The organism is Propionispira arboris, from assembly GCF_900109225.1.
In the GTDB taxonomy this organism is placed as follows: domain Bacteria; phylum Bacillota; class Negativicutes; order Selenomonadales; family Selenomonadaceae; genus Propionispira; species Propionispira arboris.
On sequence record NZ_FNZK01000001.1, the window covers coordinates 260,370 to 281,039 of the forward strand.

Sequence of the window (20,670 nt, forward strand, 5' to 3'; positions counted from 1 at the left end):
AATATGACGCATATATTTAAAGCTGTGCAGATCGTACTGAAATTACGAATTGCACAGCTTTTTTCGTTTGATCGCCATTGAGAAAGGAGTGCATGTTTGTAGTGCAAGGACTATGAAATAAGTGATTCAAACGATTTGAGTATTACGTGCATTTATCGTTGCATCGCGTATATACATAGTATATACTGAAAGAAAGAGTTTTATGGAGGTACGTTTCATGATTACCACTATTTCGAAATGGGGAAACGGGCATGCTATCCGTTTATCAAAAGAATTGATGCAACAAGCAAAGCTCCATCCAAATGATAAAATTAAGATCACGGTTAATGGGGAAGAAATTATATTGAAAAAAGTTATTCAGACAAAAGCTGAAGCCTTTGACGAAACTTTTAGTGACTATAAAGGTGACTGGAGCTGCACTGAAATCGGTATCGGCAGAGTGGTTGGAAATGAGGTTTTCGAATGAAATCTGCTCCTTCAGCCGGTGATGTCATTAATCTGAACTTTGATCCACAAAGCGGTATTGAGATACAGAAGTACCGTCCAGCGTTAGTTATATCGAACAGTTCTTTTAATCAAAAGACGGGACTTGTTATGGTTTGCCCTATAACTTCAACTCAACGGAATTTTCCGTTGCATATTAATTTAGATGCTCGGACGAAAACGCATGGAGATATTCTATGTGAACAATTGAAATCATTGGATTATAATGCCCGTGATTGGAAATTTATTGAATGTGTTCCAGAAGACATCTTTGATCATGTCTTATTTATTCTAGATAAGATTATTGGAAAATAGCAAAGATGAAAAATGGCGTAGAAAGAGATTTGTACTATTGAAATTGATAAAATATGTCGCATATAGTTAAAGCTGTGCAGCTCGTATTGAAATTACGAATTGCACAGCTTTTTGTTGGGAAATGAGAAGATTTTCCATTTATTAAAAACTGTACTTTTTTATTTTAGTGCGTTATAATTAAGATAAGAAAAAAGGTGCTACCCATAAACGGTCAGCCCCGAAAATTTAGCTTATGGTAAGCCGCTTAGTTTGCGAGACTGGGGCGGCTGCTTTTTAATCCCTTACCTTTATGGTGGGGGCTTTATTTATTTTAGATATGATTATCGAAAAATAGCAAAGGCAAAGAATATAATAGAAAGAGATTTTATTGAAATTGATAAAATATGACGCGTATATTTAAAGCTGTGCAGTTCGTAGTGAAATTACGAATTGCACAGCTTTTTAGTATACTTAGATTTATGCCACAAGGTATTTATGAATCTGCACACATTAAATGTTTTACCATAGACCGATAAATTTCCACCAGGCTCCGCCGATAACCAGCCAAATCATGACATTGACCGTTGTTATAATGAAGCCGAGCCGCCACCAATCGCTCATGGAAACATAATCAGCTCCATATAAGATCGGAGCCGCACCACCGCCGTAATGCGTTAATGGGATCATTAGGTTCGACATTGCAGCAAAGGTCAATGCCGCTAACAGTGGCGGGGTGCCAACCACTACGGAAATTGCGAGAAAGGCTGCGTACATGGCACTGATGTGCGCGGTAACACTGGCAAAGGCATAATGAGAATAAACATAGGCGATAATTAATAATGGAAAAGCTAAATACCAAGAAATACCCGCTCCTTGGATCGCGCCTCCAGCCATTGCAGCCAACCAGGCAATAAAACCAGTTTTGGCAAGAGCCGTGGCTAAGGCGATTAATGATCCCATCCAGAACATGGTATCCCAGGCACCTTTTTCATTCAGGACATCTTGCCAGGTCAGAACTTTGGTAAGGAGCATAACGCAGACCGCGAGCATGCCAACAACGGTAGCATTTATATTGGTAATACTGCCTGTAGCCCAGAGGATAAGAGCACCGATAAATACTACGGAAACAATTTTTTCGCTGAGACTCATGTTCCCCAGTCGGCGAAGTTCTTTTTGAGCCATTTCTTTGGCATGAGGCATTTCTTTGATTTCTGGTGGAAAGAGTTTGTAAAGCAGATAAGGCATGAGCAGCAGTGAAATAAGGCCCGGCACGATTGCCGCCAATGCCCAGCTTCCCCAGCTGACTTCAATGCCGATCGTTTTCGCTGCCAATTCGGCAGCCAATGGATTACCCGCCATTGCTGTCATAAACATAGCACAGGTAATGGCGTTGGCATGGTATTCGATTTGCATAATATAAGCGCCGAAACGCCGAGCTGTAGGTCCAGGTTTGGAGTCAAGCGCCAGTGCAAGGCTCTGGATGATCGGGTAGATGATTCCGCCAGCACGGGCTGTACTAGAAGGGGTTGCTGGTGAGATGATGAAATCGCTGAGTGTAATTGCATAACCAAGTGTCAATGACGATTTGCCAATATAATTGATGATGACAAAAGCTATGCGTTGTCCCAGTCCGCTTTTGATGAAGCCGCGAGCAAATAAGAAAGCACATATAATCAGCCAGATTGTCGAATTACCATAACCTGCAATGGCATCGTCGACTTTAAGGGTCCCTGACAGGGCGGAAAACGTGATAGCAATAAAGGCTGAAGCGCCGATCGGCAGCGGCTGAAGAATCAACGCAGCGACTGTTGAGGCAAATATGGCAAATAAATGCCAGGCCTGCGGTGTTAAACCAGCGGGCACGGGAATAAACCAAATTATGCAGCCGATAAACAGTACGATAAGACCGGCACGCAGCTGTTTGGACATAATAGACACACTTCCTTCAAAAACATTTATTTTGCGCCGTATTTTTCCAGTACGCGGTCGGCAAACTGTGGAGCCAGACCAATGTAATTATGAGGATCAAGCATATACGTGATTTCTTCATCTGTAAATTCTTCGCGGACGGTTGGATTATGCTTGAGAGCATTTTCCATTGTGTCTTCTTCTTCATAAGCTTTCATACAAGCTTTGTAGACGATGTCATGTGCACTCATGCGGCCAATTTTAGGGGCCATATGCATCATGATGCATTCACTCATCATGAGACCACGCAGCTTGAATAAATTTGCTTCCATATGTTTTGGATAAACGATGAGATTTTCAAGGATATCTTCAGATTTTTCTAAGGCAGCGCTCATTAAATGGCAGGCTCGTGGAATTGCTTCCCATTCGGTGAGGAAACAGCCCCAATCGCGTTCGTTTTCACTGATCATTGATTCGACAATCGATGGAGCAATGCTTCTAACGGAACGACAGCAAGCGATTACGTTTTCAAGGACCTGTGGATTCCTTTTATGCGGCATAGTTGAAGAACCGACTTTTCCCATAAAGAATGGTTCTTCGAGTTCGGCGATTTCTGTGCGCTGCAGGGAAAGAATTTCGTGGGCAATACGCCCGATCGTTCCGGCACAGATTGCTAAAACACTGGCAAATTCAGCTTGGTTGTCGCGGGCAACATGCCAAGTTATGGTCGGAATATTGAGTTCGAGAATTTCCATCGTGCGAGCTTGAACTTCAAGCCCTTTTACTTGGTGTGAAGCCAAGGTTCCGACAGCACCAGCGAGCTCACCGACAAATAGACGGTCTTTGATTTCTTCAAGGCGTTGAATGTCTCTGCCTAGTTCATCTGCCCAAACAGCAGCTTTATAGCCAAAAGTGATTGGCAGGGCATGGATAACATGCGTTCGTCCGCACATGATTGTATCGCGGTGTTTTTTTACTTGTTGTAGAACGAATTTTTGGCAGTTCTTCATTTGTTGGAGAATGATTTTATAAGCTTCACGTTCGATCAAGACCATACCTGTATCAACAATATCCTGACTGGTTGCACCCCAATGAACGAATTCACTAGCATTGTCGTTGAGAACTTTCTTGAATTCTTTCAATACAGGAACAATGGTAATCGATGATTTATAATTTTCCCCGATCTGTGGAATATCGAGAAGATCTGCGTTCGCTTTTGCGCAGATTTCATCGGCTTTTTCTTTGGGAATGACGCCGAGTTCGCCCTGTGCTTTAGCAAGAGCTGCTTCGGTATCTAGAAATTTTTGTACTAGATTTTTATCGCTGAAAACTTCTCTCATTTTGTCAGTGCTAAATAAGCAACCCCAAACTTCGCTGTCGATTACTGTAGATGCCATACATAATTCCCCCTAATTTTATTTTTCGTTGGTAAGATAATTCCTATGAATATCACAAATAAGTTTTAGATCTGTGTGATGCGTTTATCGTAGCATATGATTTATTAATAAACGAATACAGGTATCTTATTGTTTGATAAGAAAATCTTATTTGATTGTGGAGCGGAAATTATTTAGATGTAAAAGCATTATTTTCAGAATATTTTAAAGAAAAAATAAATTTTTAGAAATATTATAAGGGGAATCAAAAAATGATAAGAAAATGTTATTTTACGATAACTTAATATTATGATGATGCGTTCTATTTTGATAGGGTATTGTATAATAGATATGATACAATTAAATAGAAATCGTTTTGTGAAGATAGAAGGAGTGGACGCTAGAATATGGAACTCCGTCAATTAGAATACTTTCAGATGGTTAGCAAGGTCAACAGTTTTACACGGGCCGCCGAACGACTGTATGTTTCGCAGCCGGCTGTAACAAACACCATTCGTGCATTAGAAGATGAATTAGGGATACAGTTGTTTGATCGTAGCCAGAAGCAGGTTTTGCTGACCAGTGAAGGCAAGATTTTTTATAATCATGTCGAAAATGTCTTACACGGTGTCAGTAAAACGTTGACAGATATCAACAATATCAAAAATCTCAATGGCGGAATACTGAGGCTGGCTTTGACGCCTTTGGCCGGTGTGCGAAATTTCACGGTACTTTTGACAAAATTTCGCGAAAAATATCCGCAGATTCAGCTCGTTTTTGAGGAAAACAATAATGAAGATGGTCAGCGGGCGTTGCTTGAAGATCGTGTTGATTTGGCTTTTTTGCTGCCGGAGATAAAAAGTAGTTCGCTGACCTATTTATGGATTGGGCGGCAGGCGTTGGCATTATGTTTATCTGTGGAACATCCACTGGCAACGGCCGGAATGGTACGGTTAGAGGATCTTGTCGAAGAGCCGCTGATATTATTCAAGCAAGATTGTGCTTTGCGCAATTTGCTGTTGCATGAATTTGAACGAAATAACACCTTGCCACGGATTCAGTTTGAATCGAACCATATCCAGACGATTAAGTCTTTGGTTGCTGAAAATGCGGGAATTGCTATACTACCCGAAGATTTGTGCTCCGTTGACCGAAAAATTGAAACCGTAAAATTGAGGATGCCATTATATATCGATTTGGCTTTGGCTTATAAAACGCAAAAAAGCTTGTCGCATGCGGCTAAAGCCTTTATTCAGTTGGCAGAAGAACTTTATACAAAAAAGAGGATGTGATTTCAATGAAATTGGCATTTGCCGCTGTCGGATCGAACGTTTTGGTTGCCGAGGAAATAAAAAGAGCTGTAAAATCAATTTTTTATAAAGATATAAATATAGAAGCATACACTTTAGAAAATTTGACGGCTGAGATGGATGCCGATCTTTATATTTGTGCAACGACTCAAATGGAACGTCTTTGCACGCTTGTATCGCCGGAAAAGATAGTTTGTCTAGAACTTATGCCTTCATCAAAATTTTTTCTCTCTGTAGGAAGAATCCCTCAAGGTGAAAAGGTTTATGTTTGGAACAATCACTTGCGGTATACGCAAATTATCGAAAAATATTGCCAAAGCTTAGGAATTCGAGATATTATTTTTGAACCGCTGCCCTATGATGATCTTTCTGTTGAAGTCGTTTTAGAAAAATTGAAAAAGGCTAAATATTTAATTGGTGTCGATTGCTTTATCGATGGCGATCTTTTAGGAAATGAACAGTATGCGCAATGCTTGCCAGAAGAGGTGGTGTTAATCAAAGCTCAGCGTGTGGCGGCGATTCATTCGGCAAGTCTTCTCCTGTGGACGATTGCCGGTTTGATGCGGCAGACGATAGCCATTAAACGTTGCCAGATTGAAGGGGAAGATACAGCAGAGGTGGAAGCAGATAAGCTGTTTCTTTATGCCGAGCAGGCGGTTGAGCTCATTCGTGATTCAATCAATAAGGCCGTTTGTAACCAGATTTCACCGGAAGCTGCTTCAATCCAGCCCAATGGAACAACTGATTCTTGGGTGAATCCGGTACATACTTGCCTTCAGGAAAAGCTTGCTGGTATTGATGAACTTCAGGTGGTACTTGCACAGTTACAGGAAAAATTGAAATTGATTGAAGCGAGCGCTCGATGATGCAAGGACGGTAAAATGAAAAGGCGGTTGTTGACCTTTCGGGTCATCTTTTTGCTTTATTGCAGATTATGATGGACAAGGCATAAAAGTTATACTCTATAATATGTAAAAGCTGTACAATTTATTATGTGAATTGTACAGCTTTTTTGTAGCGGATCATCTTAAATTTCTTCTTGCAGAGTTCCCGCTTGAAGTGTAATATTAAAAATATATAATTCATGATGAAGAAAGGGGCTTGATCTATATGAAAAAAACCATTGTTTTAATTTTGGGATTGCTGTTTTGTTTTGGCAATTACGTCTTTGCTGCTAATTCAGATTCATCAAGGCTTGATGGAAAACCGGCTTCTTTTAATCCAGGTCATATCACTGGATATTTTATTTGGCAGGACAAAGATGGATTACATTTGCGTACAACAACATCGAATGAAAAACATGAGTTTACCGGAACGATACATACGGATGGTGTTTTCAAGGATATATTTGAAAGTTCAAAAGGGACAAATAACACTTTCAATTTAAATAAAGATCATAATACAATTGATTTTAAATTTATTACAACTGGTGGAAGTGACGCTATTGATTTGAACCTACACAGAGCAACCTATATAAAGTTTAGTTTGTCTATGGACAGCGTAAATATTGAGCCAACGAATGTTTATATCGGTAAGAAGGGATGGCATCCAGACAATTATAAATTTACAATCAGTGAAGATGATAATTTGATGGAGATGGGTGACACGGATACGGTCATTGTTCTAGGCGATAGTCCTTTTTTTGGCTGGTGGAATTTCCCTGAAGGTTCATATGGTCCTGGACCATATAGACATGGGCATCATTGGTAATAGATTTATTAAATACACAAAAAAATGATTTTTCGCATAAGTGAAATGACGATAGAAGAATCTAATGCATTGAAGCAAGCCTTATCATGGGAATAATGTAAAAGTAGAGCCTGTATCTTTCGATACAGGCTCTACTTTTGATACAGGCAACGGAGAAAATAAAAATTATTTAATAGCACGAAGTCTGGTAAGCTCAGACTCTTGATAAAAAAGCCGTGTATTCAAGGTATCAATTTTCGCATTCATACTCGTTACACTATCTTTGTTCGCCGTATTAAGTTCTAAATTTTCAAGCTTCGCATTGGTGATTTCCTGATTGTGCAACAGAGCTTTAATAATATCCGTATCTTCTTGCAGCTGTGATTTAATATCAGTGATTTCAGATTTCATGCCAGAAACATCAGATTTAATATCGGTGATTTCGGATTTTATTCCCGAAATATCAAATTTTATACCTTTTAATTCAGATAAAACCAATCCCTGAAATTCTTCATTGGTCATAGATGGTATCTCCCTTGCTTATTTGTTAGTGATTCTATTATAGCATCAAAAATAAATAATTTATACTGGTTTTAATTCCCTTTTTAATAGCATTGTTCTAGGCATTATATTATTATCGTGTCTGTTTTCTGCAGAGGGCGGATATAAAAGGGCATCAACGTGACAGTTTGTTGCATACCGTGCAGTATCGCTATATAATTAAATTGTAGAAACTCCTTCTTGGGGCATGTAGTCCTAGAGAGGGGGTGGAAATTATGGATCAACTTTTGATGTATATGTCCAGCTATGGTTTTCCTATGGTAGTCAGTGCTTTTTTGCTGGTGCGGATTGAAAAGAAGCTGGATATACTAGACAGCAGTATCCGTGATTTGACACGTGTGATTGAAAAGAAACTTTAGAAAATGACTGAAGAAATAATAAAGGAGCCAGAATTTTATGAAGGTAATTATTTTAGCAGGCGGTGGTGGCACGCGCCTTTTTCCGTTGTCACGTAAATGTATGCCAAAGCAGTTTTTGGCAATTGATCAAGATAAGACACTTTTGGCGGAAACAATTGAACGTTTCAAGAATTTGGTTAAACCAGAAGATATTGTAATCGTTACGAACCAGGAATATATTCATCATGTAAAAAGTGAACTGGCTTTATGTGGCGCAAGTGAAGCTCATATTGTGGTGGAAACGGAACCTCGGAATACTGCACCGGCTATTGCCTTAGCTGCGCAATATTGTCTGGATGAACTGGGCTGTGCCAAGGATGAAGTGATGTTTATTTCGACTTCGGATCATATCATTCGTCCGGTCGTTGTGTTTCAAAATGCCGTGACTAAGGCGGCTGAATTTGCGAGTAAGGGGAATTTTGTTACGTTTGGGGTGAAACCAACGAAACCAGAAACGGGTTTTGGTTATATTGAAGCGGGTGAAGATCTGCATGGTGCTTATAAAACGAGTGCTTTTAAGGAAAAACCAGATCTTGAAACAGCTAAGGCATATTTGGCAAAAGGGAATTATTATTGGAATTCCGGATTATTCGCTTTTCGGGTGGATGTGTACCAAAATGAAATTCGTCAATATGCACCGGCTATTCATAAAGAGCTGAAAGCTAATTATAGAGAAACAGCAGCGAACTTTTCGAATATGCCAAACATTTCGATTGATTATGCGGTGGCGGAAAAGTCGAAACTAGGAGTTACGATTCCACTCAATTTGTATTGGAATGATGTGGGGTCCTGGGATGCAATTTATGATGTGCTGGATAAGGATGATTTTGGCAATGCTTTACAGGGGGATTGCCTGCCAATTGATTGTTCGAACAGCCTCATGCTGGGACAAAGCCGCTTGATTGCCGGGATTGGTCTGGATAATATCATGGTTGTGGAAACATCCGATGTGATTTTGGTAGCTCAAAAAGGCGAATCCCAGAAAGTAAAAGATCTGGTGGATATTTTAAAAGCCAGAGGTCGTAAGGAAGCAACCGAGCATACGACGATGTATTTTCCTTGGGGGAGTGCAACGAGTCTAGGCGGTGGCCGCGGCTATAAGATGAAACGCCTAGTAATCAATTCTGGCGAAGGTTTAGATACTAGGATGCACTATCATCGCAGTGTCCATTGGATCGTTACGCAGGGGACAGCAGAGGTCACTATCGGTGATGCTGTGCAGATGCTCCATAGTAATGAGAGTGTCTTTATCCCGATGACGACAAAATATGGGCTGCAAAATCCAGGGAAGATGTCGCTGGTTGTGATTGAAGTAGAAAACGGTGAATATCTGGAGGACGATGATGTCGTTTTGCTGACGCAATAAAATATGTAAATAATGTAAGTGAGCTGTTAAGAGGAGAGGGACTTCTTTTTAACAGCTCATTTTTATTTTGAAAATTTTCTTAGTGCTTGTAAAATTCTTTCCTTGGGGCATGTAGTAGAGTGAAAGGGGATGAGATAAATGGCAGCAGTAAAAAAAGGACAAACCAGTAAGCTGATTTTGAAAGTGCAGACTGGTCAAAACAAAGCTGGGGAAGTGACTTTGAGCCAAAGAACATTCAACAATGTGAATCCAGCTCTCGCCGATGTAGATTTATTGGCAATCGGTACAGCCTTAGGCGCATTGCAGTCGCATACTGTGGATTCTGTGAATCGTCAAGATGAAGCACAAATCGGACAAGCCTAAGCAAGGTAAATAAAAAAGGGGAGGTGAAACGGTATGACGAAAAAATTGCAGATGGTATTTACGTTAGATTCTGGTAAAACTTTGACGTACAGTCTGGCTGATCCGAAAGATGGTCTGACAAAAGTCGAAGTGGAAGCTGCGATGCAGGCTGTTATCGACAAAAAAGCGATTATAAGCAGCAATGGATCTCCAGTGAAAATCAAAGAAACAAGTATCAAAAGCACGGATGAAGTGGCTTTAGCATAAGACAAAACGAGGAGCAGAAAATCGTAAGGATTTTCTGCTCCTTTTTTGATTGTTGCTGTTACTGAAATGAGGGATGTTTGTGAATTAATAAAATTTTAAAAACAGTTGATAAATTCTATAGAATATATTAGTATAATTATTATATATTGAATATAGGGTAGTGGCATTAAGTTGGTTAAACCTTCGAAAAGAAAATTTTTGAAGGAGTGTTGAAAAATGCAAAATAGTCTGTGGTGAAACGGAAAAGCAATGGAAATTTGTTTTTGTCGTTTTTTTATTTCCCAAAAGCGAGACTAAAAATAATCAAAGTTTAAGGAGATGCAAAGGATGCTCCTTAAAAAAATATTAAATAATATGGAAGGTATCGTGCAGAAAAAATTAAGGTGAGATTTCCAAGCTGTGCTTTTTGCCGGCTTGTTTTCTAATACAAAATAAAGAGTAATGAAAAAGTTTTAATTGGATGGTGACATTAAGTTGGCCAAACCTTCGAAATTCATTTAAATTTTGGAGGAATTATTTATGAAAAAGTATACAGAACTAGCAAAGTCCATCGTGGAAAATGTCGGTGGAAAAGACAATGTTATATCGTTAGCACACTGCTATACGAGGCTTCGTTTCAAATTGCGTGATGAAAAAAAAGCAGCAACCGATGTATTGAAAAATACAGAAGGCGTTGTTACGGTCGTGCAAAGTGGAGGCCAGTATCAGGTTGTTATCGGCAATGAAGTGGGTGATGTTTATGATGAAATCGTAAAATCGCAAGGAATTGCCGGTGCAAGCAGTGGGACTGAAAATGCTGAGCCGGAACAAAAAATGAATGTGATTGATCGCTTCATTGATATTGTGTCCGGCATTTTCACGCCTGTTTTGGGGATGCTGGCAGCCAGCGGGATGATTAAAGGATTCACTGCCCTGTTTGTGGCTTTTGGTTTTATTGAGGCGGCGGGTGGTACCTATCAGATTTTGCAAACAATCGGTGATGGCTTCTTTTATTTTTTACCGATCTTTTTGGGTTTAACAGCAGCTAGAAAATTCAAAATGAATGAATTTTCTGGCATGGCACTTGGTGCGGCATTGGTATATCCGTCAATTAGTGCAATTATCAAAGGGGAACCACTTTATCATTTATTTACCGGGACCCTGTTTGCTTCTTCAGTACAAATGGAGTTTTTAGGAATTCCAGTGATTTTAATGAATTATGCATCAAGCGTTATTCCCATTATTGCATCCGTATATTTTGGTGCCAAGGTAGAACGTTTCTTGCTGAAAACGATTCCGACGATGGTTAAAGGGTTCATGGTGCCATTTTTTACGATTTTAATCGTTATTCCATTGACGTTTATCATCATTGGTCCTGTATCAACTTGGGCAGGACAATTGGTAGGTTTCGTAGCAAATGGTATTTTCCAGTTGAGCCCTGTTTTAGCAGGTTTATTTATTGGGGCATTTTGGCAGGTCTTTGTTATTTTTGGTATGCACTGGGGGCTTGTACCAATTATGATAAATAATATTTCGGTTCAAGGGTTTGATCCGGTTGTAGTTACGTATTTTGCGGCATCTTTTGCCCAAACTGGTGTTGTTTTGGCTATTTTGTTGAAGACAAAAGATAAGAAACTCAAATCACTTTGTGTGCCAGCGTTTATTTCAGGGATCTTTGGTGTTACCGAACCAGCAATTTATGGGGTAACACTGCCACGAAAAAAAATGTTTATCATCAGCTGTATTGGTGCTTCGATCGGTGGTGGCTTGATTGCTTTTTGGGGTATTAAACTATATATGTTTGGTGGTTTAGGCGTTTTTGGGTATCCATGTTTTGTTGATCCGGTATCGCATGATATCAGTGGTATGAAATTTGGCATGATTGCTTCTTTGGCAGCTTTTCTTATTGGCTTTGGATTAGCGCTTCCATTCTACCATGATGAGAAGGTGGCTGAAAAAATTTCGGCTGCTGATAAAGACGGTAATAAAATTTTGGAAAAAGAAATATTGATTAGTCCTTTGATTGGGGAAGTGAAATCGTTGGATGAAGTGCCAGATGAAGCATTTTCTTCTGGGGTATTAGGCAAAGGGGTTGCGATTCTTCCTTCCGAAGGTAGAGTTATTGCGCCGGCAGATGGAACGGTAGCGACACTTTTCCCAACTAGTCATGCTTTGGGCTTGATAACAGATAAAGGCACGGAAATTCTGATTCATATTGGCATTGATACTGTAAAATTGAATGGGCAGTATTTTCAAGCCAAGGTCAAACAAGGCGATCGGGTAAAATGCGGTCAGGTTTTAGTTGAGTTTGATTTGAAAAAAATTCAAGCAGCTGGATACGCTGTGATTACGCCTGTACTGATTACGAATTTTCAGCAGTACTTGGATATTATTATATCGAAAAAGGATACGATTCATTATGGGGAAAACCTCATTACGGTTATTAATTAAGCAGTCTGATCAGATTGCTTGGCAGTCTGCGATCGTGTATTTTGTTTTTCAGCAGTGATAGCTTATTATGATGAGCTTGTTTTTTACAATTGAATACCAAGGAAGGATTGTGACTGGTAATACAGGCAAAACCTAGATTTATGTTGGCTGATTAAAAATTGATTTAGCCAACATAAATCTGGTTTTTTTGTTTTTATAGGAGGTGGGTAAGAAAACTGAAAGGGCAAAGGTACGTGATTTTTAATGAATAAATTTCCTGAAGCATTTTTATGGGGCAGTGTGATAGCCGCTAATTAAGGATTCGCTTTTCTGGTACAATGACTATCATTGCCAGTAATAGAATAAAGTTGGACGCAGATTAGCGATTCGATGTATAATTCCGAGTTTGACACTTGAGAAAGAAAAAACGATTAGAACCCTTGAAAATAAAGAGATCTAATCGCTTTTTTTTTCGGTTTTTGAGTAATGTTTTTCTTCTTTTAGTAAACTTAAATTTTTTATTCACATAAATGTCAAACTTCCGGGTATAGTAAAACATTATCATATATCGATCAAAAAATACTTAATAAAATTTTCAAAATATTTGACAAAGTCCATAATATATATTAATATAATTATAGTAAAATGAATGTAGGGTAGTGACATTAAGTTGGCTAAACCTTCGAAAAGAAATTTTTTGAAGGAGTGTGGAAAAAATGAAAAATAGTTTGAAGTAAAACGAAAAAACAATGGAAATTTGTTCTTTTTCGTTTTTTTTATTTCCCAAAATCGAGACTAAAAATAATCAAAGTTTAAGGAGCTGCAAAAGATGCTCATCAAAAAAATATTAAATAATAATGTCGTTCTTACGGAAACTGAACAGCATAAGGAAGTTGTTGCTATGGGCAGTGGTATCGCTTATAAAAAACGTTGTGGTGATGACATTCCGGAAGATAAGATTGATAAGATCTATACGCTGTCTCAAAAAGATACTTGGGAAAAGTTTAAAACTTTATTAACGGATATTTCTATGGAATATATGGAAGTATCTACGGCGATTATTGAATTAGCGGAAGCAGAGCTAAAGAAAAAATTGAATGAAAGTATTTATATTTCGCTTACAGATCATATTCATATGGCGGTTTCGCGGTTTCGCGAAGGCAATTTTATCCGAAATATGATGATTTGGGAGATTCAGCGATTTTATCCCGAAGAATATGCTGTTAGTGAAAAAGCAAGGGTTTTGATCAATGAGAAATTTTCACTGGAGCTTCCAATCGACGAAGCTGGATTTATTGCTTTACATATTATTGATGCACAGATGGAGAATGATCAGCCTTTAGCGGATGATATTACCCAATTGATTCAGGAAATCACAAATATTGTTCGTTATACATGCTCGATGGAATATGATATAGAGTCTTTGCAATATTACCGTTTTATTACACATTTAAAATTTTTTGCCAAGCGCATGTTTACGGAGGAAAAAACAATTTGTGATATAGATGAAGAAATGGAAGGTATCGTGCAGAAAAAATATGCTTTAGCACATCGTTGCGTAGGGAAAATCGCAGAATTCCTTCAGCAGAAATATCAGTATGAGTTAAATCGGGATGAAAAATTCTATTTGATGATACATATTGCTAAAGTAAGCAGGAAAAATTAAGGTAAGATTTCCAAGTTGCGCCTTTGTGACAGCTTGTTTTCTAATATACAATAAAGGAGGATAGGAAAAAGTTCTATTTGGATGGTGACATTAAGTTGGCCAAACCTTCGAAATTCATTAAAATTTTGGAGGCTTTATTTATGAAAAAGTATGTAGAATTAGCAAAATCCATCGTGGAAAATGTCGGTGGGAAAGACAATGTTATATCGTTAGCACACTGCTATACGAGACTTCGTTTCAAACTGCGTGATGAAAAAAAAGCAGCGACGGAAGTATTGAAAAATACGGAAGGCGTTGTTACGGTCGTGCAAAGCGGAGGTCAGTATCAGGTTGTTATCGGCAATGAAGTGGGTGATGTTTATGATGAAATCGTAAGATCACAAGGAATTGCTGGTGCAAGCAGTGAGGCTGAAAATGCTGAGCCGGAACAAAAAATGAATGTGATTGATCGCTTCATTGATATTGTGTCCGGCATTTTCACGCCTGTTTTGGGGATGCTGGCAGCCAGCGGGATGATCAAAGGCTTCACTGCGATGTTCGTGGCTTTTGGTTTTATTGGAGCCAAGGGCGGAACTTATCAGATATTGCAAACAATCGGTGATGGATTCTTTTATTTTTTACCAATCTTTTTGGGTCTAACAGCAGCCAGAAAATTCAAAATGAGTGAATTTTCTGGTATGACAATTGGGGCAGCGCTGGTGTATCCATCGCTTAGTGCAATCATCAAAGGGGAAGCACTTTATAATTTATTTACTGGGACGATATTTGCTTCTTCGGTAAAACTGGAGTTTTTAGGAATTCCGGTTATCTTGATGAATTACGCATCCAGCGTTATTCCTATTATCGTTGCCGTATATTTTGGTGCTAAAGTAGAACGTTTCTTGTTGAAAACGATTCCAACAGTGATTAAGGGCTTCATGGTGCCATTCTTTACGATTTTAATTGTCATTCCATTGACGTTTATTATAATTGGTCCTGTATCGACATGGGCAGGTCAGTTGGTCGGTTCAGCGGCAAATGGTATTTTCCAGTTGAGCCCTGTTTTAGCAGGCTTATTTATTGGAGCATTTTGGCAGGTTTTTGTCATGTTTGGCATGCATTGGGGGCTTATCCCAATTATGCTGAATAATGTTTCTGTTCAAGGATTCGATCCGGTTGTCGTTACGTATTTTGGCGCATCGTTTGCCCAAATCGGCGTCGTTTTGGCTATCTTATTGAAGACCAAAAATAAGAAACTTAAATCACTCTGTGTGCCAGCTTTTATTTCGGGAATTTTTGGTGTTACGGAACCAGCAATTTATGGGATTACTCTGCCACGCAAAAAAATGTTTATCATCAGCTGTATTGGCGCTTCAATTGGTGGCGGCTTGATTGCTTTTTTTGGTGTAAAACTGTATATGTTTGGCGGTTTAGGTATTTTTGGCTATCCATGTTTTGTTGATCCCGTATCGAATGATATCAGTGGCATGAAATTTGGTATCATTGCTTCTTTGGCAGCGTTTCTTATTGGCTTTGGATTAGCGCTTCCATTCTACCATGATGAGAAGGTGGCTGAAAAAATTTCGGCTGCTGATAACGATGGTAATAAAATTCTGGAAAAAGAAATATTGACCAGTCCGTTGATCGGTGAAGTGAAATCTTTGGATGAAGTGCCGGATGAAGCGTTTGCTTCAGGGGTATTAGGCAAAGGAATCGCTATAATTCCTTCCGAAGGCAGAGTCACTGCCCCAGCAGATGGAACCATAACGACAGTTTTCCCCACCGGTCATGCGTTGGGATTGATTACAGATAAAGGTACAGAAATTCTCATTCATATTGGGATTGATACTGTGAAATTAAATGGGCAGTATTTCCAGGCAAAGGTCAAACAAGGTGATACGGTAAAATGCGGACAAGTCCTTGTTGAATTTGATTTGGAAAAGATAAAGGCAGCAGGTTATTCTGTGATGACACCTGTAGTGATTACAAACTTCCAACAGTATTTGGATATTATTGTGACAGAAAAGGGAAACATAGATTACAAGGAAAATCTTATTACGGTTATTGCATAATAACTATATTTAACCTATAGGACACTTTATGTTTTGGGAATAGAAATAATTGAATAATATAATGTTGGAGGAAAAAATAATGAAAAAAACATTAGCAGTATTAGGACTTTCCACTGTAATTTTTTGTGGCGGTGTACAAGCTCAGGCAGCACCGGGATTTTTTCAAGAGGTACCACTGAGTGACTGGTCTTATGAAGCCGTTAACGGACTTATTGCCACAGGACATGTGAATGACTATACCGAATCAATACCACAAGGCCGTATTATGAGCCGCATGGAAATGGCCTTGGTTGTCGATGATGCCATGCAAAACCTCAAAGCATTCGCACCGGCTGATCAGGATACGATTCAGAAATTGAATAAAGAATATTACTATGACATCAAAAAAATACACCTATTGTCGAAACTCGACAATGCGGATTTGGAAAAGGCTGAAAATGAGGTAAACGGTACGACTTTTACGGAAGAAGAAAAAGCTGGGCTGAAGAAAGCGGCATCTTTGGCGGATAAGATTTCTATTAATGGTTATGCTCGCCTGCGTAATGATCACTATTTGAAGGATACAACAGGAAGGACCACCCGCGCCAATATGCTTCATGTGCAAGTCAATACGACGTATAAGATCGATGAGAATTGGCAGGCTCATGCCGATCTTGGTTATCGTAATTCCCTTAGTGGTTTTGATGAAACGAAATCTCTGTCACCAAATGAAAATCAGACGGGTACCACCATGGATACCTATGTGACTGGCCGCATGGCGGATAACGCTCTCGGTCTTAAAATCGGTAAGTGGAATGAATGGAACATTTATGGATGGGGTATGGATATTGACTGCGATTTCTCTGGTGTGCAGCTTGATTATGGCAAAAAAGATTTCAAAACCTATTTAACCACGGGCAAGATGGATCTTTGGGATAATGGCATGGGTGGTACTCGTGAGTATGAACAGGTTACCAGTCTGCGCTTCTTCTATCCATTTGATAAGAAAAATGACATCAATTTTGGCGTTTCCTCGAGTTCGGCTATGGCCAGTCGCTATCAAGATCCTAGTCAGGGACGTGTATTCTATTACTATACCCATGCGCATCACAAATTTGATACGAACTGGGATCTTCGCGCGGGCATCATTAACAGTGATGCAAAACGAGATAATACGACGCCAGCTGCAGCCGCAAAGGCAGCCACAAAGACGAAGCAGCCGGGTCGCTGGATACAGCTCCAGTATAAGGGAAGTGATCTTCAGTCTCCTGGTTCTTATGGTATTACTGCTGATTATCGCTATGAACCGGCTCTTACTTGGCCAACGGTCACAGATTGGTGTGGGCTCAATGAACACTTCTTCCGCCTTGGCGTAAGCTATGTGCCAGCGAAGAACATCCTCCTAGATACGTTCTATACATGGGCAGACGAAATTGACACTGGTAAGAGGGATGACATGTTCCGTTTCCAAGCACAATTCTTCTTTTGATGAAGCAGTGAAATACAAAAATATACTAAGGGGATGCTTTGCATGAAATTGAAAAAACTTGCTAAAGCTGTATTGGGCATGATGGCTTTAGGAACGATGGCGATTAGCTCATTTGTCAGCATTGCAAGTGCAGCGCCAAATGATGTAAAGCCAAGAACAATCGTTATGACGGATGGCGAAGTTGATGATATGGATTCGTTTTTAAGATTTATGCTCTATGCAAATGATTTGGATGTAAGGGGCATCATTTATACGAGTTCCATGTGGCATTACAAGGGAGATGGCAGGGGAACTCCGTTTACTACCCATATGGATATTGTCAAATTATATCATCCAGGCTGGCACACAAATCTTCGTTGGTGTGGAACGGATTGGATTAAGGAATATATTGATAAATATCGCACAGTTTACCCGACTCTTTTACAGCATGATAAAAATTATCCGTCTCCGGATAAACTGCAAAGCCTGGTGCGTGTGGGGAATATTGATTTTGAGGGCGAAATGGATTATGACACCGAAGGTTCAGAGTTCATTAAAACAGAGCTTCTTTCTGAGGATGAAACGCCAATTTACTTTGAAACCTGGGGTGGTGCCAATACTTTTGCCCGATCTTTGAAGTCTATTGAAGAGGAATATAAGGGAACAGAAAAATGGGACAGTATATATCAGAAGATCAGTAAAAAAGCTATACTGTATAATATCATGGACCAGGATGATACGTATAAAACCTATATTGCTATTAAATGGCCGGGTATCAAGGTTTATTACAATAGCTGGCAGTTTGGCAGTCTGGCATATATATGGCCTGCAACGGTACCAAAAACACAGCAAAAATACTTCCGCGGCGAATGGATGAAGAAAAATATCATGAAAGGACCACTTGCTGGCGGCTATATGACCTATGGCGATGGGCATAAGCTTGCAGGTGACCCAGAGGACAAGTTCGGCTCGATGGAAGAAGCCATGAAAAATGGTTACGGAAAATATGACCTGATATCCGAAGGGGATTCTCCGTCCTTCTTATATCTTATCAATAATGGTCTGCGTTCTACGGAAAGTCCGACCTATGGCGGCTGGAGTGGCAGGCTTTCACCGTCGGTTTCTACTAAGAATCTTTGGGAGGATAACGAAGGTTCCTTTGACTACAATCCGTATACGAAAAAGTTAGATAAATATTATTCGCAGACACGATGGATTGATGCCATTCAGAATGACTTTGCTGCACGTGTGAAGTGGACGATGAATGATTATCAGCATGCTAACCATGCGCCACAGGCGATTAAGATTCAGGAAGGTCTGGACATTAAGGTGAAGCCGGGTGGAAAAGTTACACTGCATGCCTCGGCTAGTGATCCCGATGGAGACAAGCTGAACTATAAGTGGTATCCATACGAGGAAGCTGGTTCCTATCGTGCTTCTGTTGCAATTCATGGGAAAGGTCAGGAGGCAAGTATTACAGTGCCTGCTAACGCCATAAAAGGCGAGACCATTCATGTTATTCTAGAAGTAATCGATAGCGGTCAGCCCCCACTTACTCGTTACGCCAGGGTGATCCTGACGGTAGAGTAAGTGACTGGTGAAGATGAAAAAATCATGAAATGGCCATAAAAGAAGAGTGCCTGATTGTAGTTGTTTTATAAAATAAAGAAACGCTGGAGCAGGACAGGGAAGCTGTCCGCTTTGGCGTTTTCAAAGGAGAGATGTAACATGAATTGTAGAAAAATTCTTTGTGCGGGTATAGCTAGCGTGCTTATGGCTGGAATGCTGTTCGGCTCAAGTGTATCCGTTGAAGCGACTGCCAAAGCAGCACCATCGTATCGTACGGTCACAGAGGTCTATGACTGGGGGGCAGCAGTTTCCAAGGTTATCGTTGACCTAGGAGAGAATGTAACCGCAAATGCGGTGGATAATGGGACATTTAAAGTCTATGCGAAACGTGTGCTGGCAGAAGGTGCAACGACGCCGAAGCAGGCTATGCAGGCGAAAAACAAGATTTCTTTAGGTTCAGAAGCGCAGAAAGATAATGATCTTGAAGGCTATCGTGATGTCACGAAAGCTTATGTATCCGATGCTGATGGCAAAGCTGCTGACAAGGGACGCTATGTGACTATCGAGCTGAAGGTCGGTCCGAATATTGCTATCGGCTCAGCCCTTAATTTCGACGTGAATAGTTTTTTCAATAACTGGGTAAAACCGGAATATACAATTACACAGATGAAGGCAGTCGATTCAGTCAAAGGTCTGGTAATTGATCATAATAAAGGTAATGTGCGTCCAATCGTTGATAAATTCAGCTACGCACATAAGATGTTTGGCCGCTTGTCTTATGGTTATGCAAGCTACGAGCCGAAAGACAATGAAAAACATCCGTTGATTATCTGGCTTCATGGTATGGGCGAAGGGGGAACCGATAGTCCGTCAATTCCAATTTCAGCTAATAAGGCAGATATGTTTGCTGACGATTCTCTGCAGTCGCATTTTGGCGGGGCTTATGTGCTTGTACCGCAGGCACGTACCTACTGGATGCATGGTTATAAGGATTTTGGGGATGGGACGTCCATCTATGAAGAAAGCCTTATGAAGCTCATTGAGGCTTATGCCGCTGAACATCCAAACGTTGATAAGAGTCGTATTTACATCGGTGGGGATTCCAATGGTGGTTATATGACGATGCTCATGATTCGTGATTATCCGGAGTATTTTGCTGCGGCTTTCCCAACCTGCGAGGGCTTGGCGGACAAACTGATCAGTGATGCGGATATTCAGGCGTTTAAGAAGACCCCGATTTGGTTTACGGCAGCGAAGACAGATACGACGCTTCCACCAACAGACTATGTTATACCGACGTTCCAGCGTTTGCAGGCAGCTGGTGCGACAAATGTTCATTTCAGTTTTTTTGATAATGTTGTTGACCGGACTGGCTTGTATAAAAAGGCAGATGGTTCAGCATTTGAATATCCTGGTCATTGGTCCTGGATTTATGTGTACAATGATCAATGCGATGATACCATCAATGGAAAGACTGTAAAACTTATGGATTGGCTTGCAAAACAGAAAAAATAATGATTTTATAAAGGGGTTT

Annotated in this window: 18 protein-coding genes; 15 read left to right on the forward strand and 3 right to left on the reverse strand. The window is 39.9% G+C overall.

The window, feature by feature from the left end; translation table 11 throughout:
• The first annotated feature begins 217 nt into the window (after window positions 1–217).
• Both BMY14_RS01195 and BMY14_RS01200 read left to right on the forward strand, forming a co-directional pair.
• Entirely contained in the window at window positions 218–466 is a 249-nt protein-coding gene (locus BMY14_RS01195; protein ID WP_019551965.1) for an AbrB/MazE/SpoVT family DNA-binding domain-containing protein, read from the forward strand.
• The gene (locus BMY14_RS01200; protein ID WP_091828465.1) at window positions 463–798 is read left to right on the forward strand and encodes a type II toxin-antitoxin system PemK/MazF family toxin; all 336 of its coding nucleotides are present in this window, start codon (window positions 463–465) and stop codon (window positions 796–798) included. Before BMY14_RS01195 ends, BMY14_RS01200 begins: the two co-directional genes overlap by 4 nt.
• Before the next feature lie 498 nt (window positions 799–1,296).
• Here the strand turns inward: BMY14_RS01200 and BMY14_RS01205 are convergent, their stop codons facing one another.
• Together BMY14_RS01205 and purB are read right to left on the reverse strand one after the other, a co-directional pair.
• Window positions 1,297–2,706, reverse strand: a complete 1,410-nt coding sequence (locus BMY14_RS01205) for an anion permease (protein WP_091828467.1) — start codon at window positions 2,704–2,706, stop codon at window positions 1,297–1,299.
• Between the two features lie 26 nt (window positions 2,707–2,732).
• Window positions 2,733–4,082: an adenylosuccinate lyase gene (gene purB / locus BMY14_RS01210; RefSeq protein ID WP_091828469.1), complete on the reverse strand. Its 1,350-nt coding sequence runs from the start codon at window positions 4,080–4,082 to the stop codon at window positions 2,733–2,735.
• 386 nt (window positions 4,083–4,468) lie between these two features.
• Between purB and BMY14_RS01215 the strand changes: the two genes are divergently transcribed.
• The 3 genes from BMY14_RS01215 to BMY14_RS01225 all read left to right on the forward strand — a co-directional run bounded on the left by BMY14_RS01215 (window position 4,469) and on the right by BMY14_RS01225 (window position 7,081).
• Window positions 4,469–5,353 (forward strand): LysR family transcriptional regulator, encoded by an 885-nt coding sequence (locus tag BMY14_RS01215; protein WP_091828471.1) that lies wholly within the window; start codon window positions 4,469–4,471, stop codon window positions 5,351–5,353.
• Window positions 5,354–5,358: 5 nt separating this feature from the next.
• Complete coding sequence (locus tag BMY14_RS01220; RefSeq protein ID WP_091828473.1) at window positions 5,359–6,237, forward strand: hypothetical protein; 879 nt, start codon at window positions 5,359–5,361, stop codon at window positions 6,235–6,237.
• Between the two features lie 244 nt (window positions 6,238–6,481).
• Window positions 6,482–7,081 carry a hypothetical protein gene (locus BMY14_RS01225; protein WP_091828475.1) on the forward strand — a complete coding sequence of 200 codons (600 nt, stop codon included), beginning with the start codon at window positions 6,482–6,484 and terminating at the stop codon, window positions 7,079–7,081.
• 165 nt (window positions 7,082–7,246) lie between these two features.
• Here BMY14_RS01225 and BMY14_RS01230 read toward each other — a convergent pair whose 3' ends face one another.
• Window positions 7,247–7,582 carry a hypothetical protein gene (locus BMY14_RS01230; RefSeq protein WP_019551975.1) on the reverse strand — a complete coding sequence of 112 codons (336 nt, stop codon included), beginning with the start codon at window positions 7,580–7,582 and terminating at the stop codon, window positions 7,247–7,249.
• Between the two features lie 254 nt (window positions 7,583–7,836).
• Between BMY14_RS01230 and BMY14_RS01235 the strand changes: the two genes are divergently transcribed.
• The 10 genes from BMY14_RS01235 to BMY14_RS01280 all read left to right on the forward strand — a co-directional run bounded on the left by BMY14_RS01235 (window position 7,837) and on the right by BMY14_RS01280 (window position 20,651).
• Complete coding sequence (locus BMY14_RS01235) at window positions 7,837–7,980, forward strand: YvrJ family protein (RefSeq protein ID WP_019551976.1); 144 nt, start codon at window positions 7,837–7,839, stop codon at window positions 7,978–7,980.
• A gap of 37 nt (window positions 7,981–8,017) precedes the next feature.
• Window positions 8,018–9,385 carry a mannose-1-phosphate guanylyltransferase/mannose-6-phosphate isomerase gene (locus tag BMY14_RS01240; protein ID WP_091828477.1) on the forward strand — a complete coding sequence of 456 codons (1,368 nt, stop codon included), beginning with the start codon at window positions 8,018–8,020 and terminating at the stop codon, window positions 9,383–9,385.
• 138 nt (window positions 9,386–9,523) lie between these two features.
• Window positions 9,524–9,748 carry a DUF1659 domain-containing protein gene (locus tag BMY14_RS01245; protein ID WP_091828480.1) on the forward strand — a complete coding sequence of 75 codons (225 nt, stop codon included), beginning with the start codon at window positions 9,524–9,526 and terminating at the stop codon, window positions 9,746–9,748.
• A 33-nt stretch (window positions 9,749–9,781) separates the two neighbouring features.
• A complete protein-coding gene (locus BMY14_RS01250; RefSeq protein WP_019551979.1) occupies window positions 9,782–9,994 on the forward strand; it encodes a DUF2922 domain-containing protein in 213 nt (70 codons plus the stop codon).
• A 519-nt stretch (window positions 9,995–10,513) separates the two neighbouring features.
• Window positions 10,514–12,424, forward strand: a complete 1,911-nt coding sequence (locus BMY14_RS01255) for a beta-glucoside-specific PTS transporter subunit IIABC (RefSeq protein ID WP_019551980.1) — start codon at window positions 10,514–10,516, stop codon at window positions 12,422–12,424.
• Between the two features lie 808 nt (window positions 12,425–13,232).
• Complete coding sequence (gene licT, locus BMY14_RS01260; protein WP_019551981.1) at window positions 13,233–14,069, forward strand: BglG family transcription antiterminator LicT; 837 nt, start codon at window positions 13,233–13,235, stop codon at window positions 14,067–14,069.
• A 140-nt stretch (window positions 14,070–14,209) separates the two neighbouring features.
• Entirely contained in the window at window positions 14,210–16,120 is a 1,911-nt protein-coding gene (locus BMY14_RS01265; protein ID WP_026329168.1) for a beta-glucoside-specific PTS transporter subunit IIABC, read from the forward strand.
• A gap of 79 nt (window positions 16,121–16,199) precedes the next feature.
• Entirely contained in the window at window positions 16,200–17,588 is a 1,389-nt protein-coding gene (locus BMY14_RS01270) for a TonB-dependent receptor (protein ID WP_019551983.1), read from the forward strand.
• 42 nt (window positions 17,589–17,630) lie between these two features.
• On the forward strand, window positions 17,631–19,157 hold the full coding sequence (locus BMY14_RS01275; protein ID WP_019551984.1) for a DUF1593 domain-containing protein: 1,527 nt from the start codon (window positions 17,631–17,633) through the stop codon (window positions 19,155–19,157).
• A gap of 138 nt (window positions 19,158–19,295) precedes the next feature.
• Window positions 19,296–20,651 (forward strand): prolyl oligopeptidase family serine peptidase, encoded by a 1,356-nt coding sequence (locus BMY14_RS01280; protein ID WP_019551985.1) that lies wholly within the window; start codon window positions 19,296–19,298, stop codon window positions 20,649–20,651.
• Window positions 20,652–20,670: the final 19 nt, after the last annotated feature.